Source organism: Burkholderiales bacterium (assembly GCA_013695435.1).
Lineage (GTDB): Bacteria > Pseudomonadota > Gammaproteobacteria > Burkholderiales > JACMKV01 > JACMKV01.
The window spans coordinates 1-5,447 of record JACDAM010000124.1; the positions used below are offsets into that span (position 1 = coordinate 1).

4 protein-coding genes are annotated in these 5,447 nt (G+C 60.6%); 1 reads left to right on the forward strand and 3 read right to left on the reverse strand.

The genetic code is table 11. From position 1 onward, the window contains the following. The coding region (locus H0V78_06625) for a DoxX family protein (GenBank protein MBA2351454.1) at positions 1-227 on the reverse strand (227 nt) is incomplete at its 3' end. A 324-nt stretch (positions 228-551) separates the two neighbouring features. Between H0V78_06625 and H0V78_06630 the strand changes: the two genes are divergently transcribed. Beyond that, complete coding sequence (locus H0V78_06630) at positions 552-1,766, forward strand: SUMF1/EgtB/PvdO family nonheme iron enzyme (protein MBA2351455.1); 1,215 nt, start codon at positions 552-554, stop codon at positions 1,764-1,766. A 188-nt stretch (positions 1,767-1,954) separates the two neighbouring features. On the opposite strand, the gene H0V78_06635 is transcribed toward H0V78_06630, so the two are convergent. Both H0V78_06635 and H0V78_06640 read right to left on the reverse strand, forming a co-directional pair. Then, positions 1,955-3,445, reverse strand: a complete 1,491-nt coding sequence (locus H0V78_06635) for a M48 family metalloprotease (GenBank protein ID MBA2351456.1) — start codon at positions 3,443-3,445, stop codon at positions 1,955-1,957. Between the two features lie 340 nt (positions 3,446-3,785). Then, a complete protein-coding gene (locus H0V78_06640) occupies positions 3,786-5,420 on the reverse strand; it encodes an EAL domain-containing protein (protein ID MBA2351457.1) in 1,635 nt (544 codons plus the stop codon). Between the last annotated feature and the right edge of the window lie 27 nt (positions 5,421-5,447).

Here is a 5,447-nt window from a genome sequence, read left to right on the forward strand (position 1 = left end):
GACCATGATGAATCGGCGCCGATCCGCGCATAGAAGCCAGCCAGGACCAGTAGCGCGGCGATCACTTCGCCGACGTAAACGCCGTAGGCAAGCGCGGCCGGCAAGCCTTGCGCCTGCAGCATCCCGGCAATGCCCTCTACGCCATTCTTCACTTTACTGATGCCGTGCAGCAGGATCAAACCACCCAGGGTCAGGCGCAATACAAGCTTGCCAATATCGTCAGCCATGTTTCCTCTCCGTGAAATAATGGATTCGAGCAGCTACCGGAATGATAAGGATGCCTGCCCGATAGAGCCAGCGCGCTGGCTCCGGCTTTCCTTAATTTTTTGGATACGCGGATAGTCTGAGTCGTTGCTGGTCAAGGGAGCCATATTGTTAGCCGTGCGGCTTTTTTCAGACGCGGTGTACATTGTCGCGTTTGCATCAAAGACGGATGAACGCAATCAATGCAGGGCAAGAAAAACAAGAGAAATAGGCCGGATCAAGAAATAGGAATGGAGCCGGACTGACCCCGATTTCAGTAATTGCCGCGGTACCCGCACGATCAGATCATGAAAATCTTTCTCAGCTATTCGTCCAAAGATCGCGCCCTGGCGGAACAGATCCATCTTGCGCTGCGCGCTCAGGACCACGTCGTGTTCTTCGACCGCTCGGATCTGCCCGCGGGAGAGGAGTATGACGTGCGCATCCGCCAAGCTATCGAAGACGCCGGCCTTTTCCTGTTTCTGGTGAGTCCGGATTCCCTGAGCGATGGCGCCTACACCCTGACCGAGCTCGCGATCGCGCAAAAGACCTGGGAGCATCCGGGCGGCCGAGTCCTGCCAGTCATGCTGCGGCAAACCGACATCACGCGGCTGCCGCCCTATCTGCGCGCAGTGACGGTGCTCGAACCCACCGGCAACCTGCCCGCAGCCGTGGCGGACGCGGTGCATCGCATTGCCGCGGGCCGCAGACTGCGGATTCGGAATAACGTCCTGGCTGGTGTGGGAGTGATCATCGCCGGCGCAGCAAGCGCCTATCTCCTCGCGCCGGATTGGTTCAGCTCGCTGTCCGGGCAGCCTGCCAGCGAGATAATCGGCAAGGATGGCGCGCCGGCTTTGCTGGTTGCGGCGGGAAAATTTGTGATGGGCGATGATGAAACATCGCCCAAGCGCGAGGTGTATGTCGATGCCTTCTACATGGACAAGTACGAAATCAGCATCGCCCGCTACGCGAAGTTTCTCGAAGCCACCGGCTCGCGGCAAACGCCCGAATACTGGAACGAACTGGATCTAGGGTCGCACGGAGACTTGCCGGTGATCGGAGTGAATTGGCACGAAGCGCTAGCCTACTGCCGTTGGGCGGGCAAGCGGTTACCGACCGAAGCCGAATGGGAGAAAGCGGCGCGCGGCAACGACGGACGCACCTACCCGTGGGGAGAAAACGCACCGACCGCCAGCCTTGCCAACTTTGGCAAGGAGTCCGGCAACCCGTTTGCCGGCGGACTCACTTCCATAACCAGTCATGAAGACGGCAAGAGTCCGTACGGTATTTTCAATCTCGCGGGAAATGTCGAAGAGTGGGTAGCCGATTGGTACGCGGAAGGATATCGCACGGGCGCCGTGTGGAATCCGACCGGGCCCGACAGTGGCAAAGACAAGGTCATTCGCGGCGGCGCCTGGTACGGAAGGCTGGATGCCCTGGAGACTGCGCGGCGCTTTTATGTCAATCCGGCGGACCGGTCGGATGATCGAGGTTTTCGCTGCGCTCAGGAAACGCCGAAATGAGTCGTCCTGGCTCTGAATGGAATATTTGCAGCCCTAAAGGAAATCGCTGCGGCGATGACTTTCGGGGTTTGCTTTGAAGATCGCCTCAACGGCGACCGCTTCGCCAGTTCGGCAAATGCCGCGATAAATCAGGCGGCTTACTCGTGCGAAGTCGGAGAAATGAAGCCCGACACTGCTTCCGCAAGCGCTCACTCCACCACCTTCACCATCTGCCCCGGCTTTACGTCCCCGCCGCCATACACTCCGTTCAACAACCGCAACTGCTGTTCAGCGCTCGGCAATGGCGACTGCTTCGCCAATTCCGCGAAGCCGCCGCGCGGAAAGGCCACGGTCTTCAGCTTCCATGGACGCGCGGCTTGGCGGTCGGCTGCCGTCAGCGCACGAAATGAAGATTCCGCTTCCTGCAATTGCGGACGCGCGCGTTGCAGCGACTGGTGGTCTTTGGCGGCGTAGACAAAGGCGTAGTTGCGGTTCGACGGGCCGGTGACGACGGTAAGTTCGATTGGTTGCGACTGGCCCTGCTGGTTCTTCCGCGTGCCGGTGAAATGCGTCGCCGGCAGGCCGTTGAATGTGCGCTTTTCGACGCGGCCCGAATCGGGCTTCACCGCATTGCGGATAATTTCCTCGTGGCTGTCGCCGGCCTTTGGCGGCACCGCCTGCACGATCACCGCGGCGTTGCCTTCGCCGTTCACGAGCGCTAGCGCATTGGCGGAATTCTGAATTTTCCAGCCTTTCGGCGCGGTCAACGCGATGCCTAACGGCTCATGATAGAAGTTCTGGCCGCGCGTCACACCCTGTTCGCTGCTCTCGCCGAACGGAATGCCATTAGTCGCTTGCAGGTAGCGCGTGTGGCCGTCGTCGCCGTATTTTGTCTTGGCTTTGTACTCGCTTGCGATCTCCGTGATTTCACGCAGACGCTGCTCGCTGGTCGGGTGCGATGCCAGCCAATCCGAACCGCCTTCCTGCGGCGGGCGACCGGCGGCGCGTGCCTGGTCGGCAGCGAAGCGTTCCTGGTTTTCCAGCAGCTTGATCACGTCGACCATGTTTTGCGGGTTGTAGTTGATACGCGTCAAATATTCGGCGCCGAGCTTGTCGGCCTGCAGTTCCTGCTCGCGGCTGTACTTCGCGACGTAGCCCGCAGCGACACCCTGCGAGGCCTGCGATGCCGCGCCGGCTGCGCCGCTGAGCCCGCGGCTTTCGAGCACGGCGCCAAGGATGGTCGCCGCCAGCACGCCGAGGCCCGCCGTCTGCTGGCGGGTAGCGCGCTGCGAGCTGTGCCGCCCCGTGATGTGGCCGATCTCGTGGCCGACGACGCCCGCCAGGTCGGCTTCGCTCTGCATGTAGGCCATGATCCCGCGCGTGATGTACACGTAGCCGCCAGGTGTTGCAAAAGCGTTGATCTCGGGGCTATCGAGCACGGTAAAGTGCCAATCGAGTTCCGGGCGGTGCGAGTTTTTGGCCAAGCGCTGGCCGACATCGTTGACATAGGCCTGTAGCTTCGGATCCTTATACTCGCCGAACGCGGCGAGTACCTGCGGATGGGCTTTCTGGCCTTCGGCGATCTCGCTCTTCACATCCATTACCGTGCGTTCGGTCTTGCCGGTAACCGGGTTCTCGACGGTGGCGCAAGCAGGGAGGAGCGCTGTGGTCAGGCAAACAGCAATCAGAAGATGGCGCATGGCGGTTTCCCGAAAGGTTAGGGGTTTGTTGAAAAGCCCAAAAAGCCGTCAGCTTGGAGATTGCTTCCAGCTTTCGCGGGGATCTTCAAAACGCTCTTCGCAATGACACGTTGCGGCTTTTTCAACATACCCTTAGACAACGTTGCGGTCAGGGTTTTGCTTAGACTGTCGGATCAGGCAGGGCAAACCCGATTGACAATAATTTGCGGGTTTGTTTCAGCGCTGGGTGCGCAAACAAGATGATACTGTCATTGTGGACGCGCAATAGCGCTATCCGGAATCCGGGATCGACAGCGCAGCGTTCGTCTGCCGCAGCTCGATCGCAACTTTAACCCGGGCGCTATGCGCGCAGGTCGGCCTTCCGCAGCAGTTCGGCAAACGCCTCGGCCGGCAGCGGCTTGCTGAAATAGTAGCCCTGCAATTGGTCGCAGTGATGCCGGCGCAGAAATTCGGATTGTATCTCGGTTTCGACGCCTTCGGCGATGACGGTCTTGTCCATGCTGTGCGCCATGGCAATGACGGCCTGGGTGATCGCGACGTCGTCGCTGTCGTGCGGCACGCCGTGAATGAACGAGCGATCGATTTTCAGGGTATCGATCGGGAATCGCTTCAGATAGGCGAGCGAGGAGTAACCGGTGCCGAAATCGTCGATGCTGAGCTTCACGCCCAAAGTTTTGAGCTCATGCATCAAGGCCGCCGCGTGTTCCGGTTTATCCATGACCATGCTTTCCGTGATCTCGAATTCGACCTGCGCGGGATCGAGACCGGTATTGCGCAGCGCCTCCCGGATGACCGGCAGCAGCCCTTCGTGCGTGAACTGCCGGGCGGACAGGTTGATCGCCATGCGTAGAGCCGGCAGACCCTGCTGTCGCCAGCGCGCGGCCTGCGCGCATGCTTCGTTGATGACCCACTCGCCGAGCTTCACGATCAACCCGGTTTCTTCGGCCAACGGAATGAACTGATCGGGCGCGAGCAGGCGGCGCTGCGGATGCTGCCAGCGGACCAGCGCTTCCGCTCCCGCGATGCGGCCCGAGGCAAAGCTCACTTTCGGCTGGTAATGCAGCACCAGCTCGCGGTTCTCGATGGCGCGGCGCAGACGCGATTCGAGCGCCAGATGCTCGAGCGTGTGCACATTCATCTGCGCCGAATAGAACTGGAAGTTGTTCTTGCCGAGACTTTTCGCGCGATACATCGCGATGTCGGCATTCTTCAAAAGCTGGTGCACGTCGCCGCCGTCATCCGGATAGGTGGCGATGCCGATGCTGACGGTGACGTGGCATTCCTGTCCTTCCAGCACGAACGGCCTCGCCGCGGCGTCGAGAATTTTTTGCGAGACTTCGCCCAGGTAGTGCATCTCGGCAAAGCTGTCGATCAGGACCATGAATTCGTCGCCGCCCACGCGCGCTATCGTGTCCGACTCGCGCAGCGCCGCTTGCAGCCGCGTGGCCATTTCGCGCAACGCGCTGTCGCCGGCTTCATGGCCGAGGGTGTCATTGATATTCTTGAAGCGGTCGAGATCGAGAAACAGCACGGCGGCTTGCTGCCGATAGCGGCGCGCCTGCACGATGGCCTGGGTGATCCGGTCGTGGAATAACAGGCGGTTGGGTAACCCGGTCAGCGCATCGTGATGCGCCATATGGCGCATATCCTCCTCGGCGCGCTTTCTGATCAGCTCGGCGGCGGCGCGCGCGGCGAAAATGCCGAAGATCGATTTCGCGCGTTCTTCGTTCTGCAGCGGCGCATCGTGCATAACGAAGATATGGCCGATCGAGTTGCCCGCGCTGTCGTTGAGCGGCAGTCCGAGGTAGCACGAGATGTTCAGCGCCGGCAATGGCTCATTGCCCGAGAAATGCTGCTGCACGTTATCCGGGTAATAGCAGAGGCCGCCGCCTTCGAGCAGGTTCTGGCACGGGGTGTTGGCGATATCGTAGTCGTGACCCGGCAGCCAGTCGCCGTCCTTCCAGAACGCAAGCACGCGGGCTCGTACGAATCGATCATCCAG